A 1,199-nucleotide genomic window follows, 5' to 3' on the forward strand; every position below is an offset into this window, starting at 1 on the left:
GTCTTGTCTCAATTCAACCAGTGTATTGCTATCCGTTACTTTCAGAGGTTATGCACTTATTATACGAATTCAGGACATATAATTTTGATACTACTGAAGTTTCCCAATTTTTATGGGGGTACATCGACAGGTAGAGGTATTTATTAATAAGTTTGCCCCGTCGTGCACTCAACTCCAACGAATAACCGCACAATCCTATGTATTGCTACAGTTAGCTTTCCAATTATTGGGAAACTTCAGTTGATACTATACAAGCTTACAATAAATTGCACTATATCAGAAGATTTTTTCTAGGTGCACCTTCACTTCCTGAAGACAGTGAAACGCCTATTGCATAATTAAACAACATTGAAAGAATGATTAACCCTAAATAAGCAGGATTCCCCCAGCCATAAAAAAGAGACACGCCCACCAACCATACAGTTGCTATTCGATGATACCCTCTTTTCCCAATGACAAAAAAGTCAATTAAGCTGATTGGTAAAAAAATAAATATAAATATGTAGGAATTAAATAGCATTGGGATTATTTACCATCATTATTCAAAAGTCATACAATTTCTTTCATCTAACTCACTTTCTTGAAGACACAATAAAAGACATTAGAAGTCCGAACGAAAATCCCAGTCTGACCGGACTTGTGTCAAATAATCAAAGTGCTCAATGCTAACTTGATGATTATTACTTAAAGGCCAATAGCGGTCTCCACTAAACCGACTCTCGATTTTTCTGAATGGCAAAATATATTCTGCAGCAGTGTTGCTATTTTGAAAAAACTCATCACCTCTATTGACAAAATACTCTAGCTCCTTAAATGCATCTTTACATATCACTTGTATCGCAGTCTCTGGCATAAAATAATGATCCGACCATAATGCTCTGTCCAGCCACAATTAATACTATGTATGTAGTCAGAAAGTCGCTGACTACATACATAAGCATCTGATTCGATATGAATAATTTTGTCAAAACCGTACAACTGGGCAATCTTCACAGCATATGTAAAACTTCGCCACCAGCCAGGGTAGCAGAACATAGAAGACCTTCCTAATTGTTCAGGAAATGTAAACATCAGTAGGTCATTAGGTAGCTCTTTAGGCATTTTTTTTTGAGTCTCCACTAGAGTAAGGAATGAGCACAAATTAATTTAGGCAAGTTCAATTTAAGAATTATAATGATGCAACTCATAAACTTTATTTA

1 protein-coding gene is annotated in these 1,199 nt (G+C 35.5%); it reads right to left on the reverse strand.

Annotated features, from left to right (window positions below; translation table 11 throughout):
• Positions 1–601: 601 nt before the first annotated feature.
• Positions 602–853, reverse strand: a complete 252-nt coding sequence (locus tag BQ7314_RS01815) for a hypothetical protein (RefSeq protein WP_174481998.1) — start codon at positions 851–853, stop codon at positions 602–604.
• Between the last annotated feature and the right edge of the window lie 346 nt (positions 854–1,199).

The sequence above is a fragment of the methanotrophic endosymbiont of Bathymodiolus puteoserpentis (Logatchev) genome, assembly GCF_900128525.1.
Lineage (GTDB): Bacteria > Pseudomonadota > Gammaproteobacteria > Methylococcales > Methylomonadaceae > Methyloprofundus.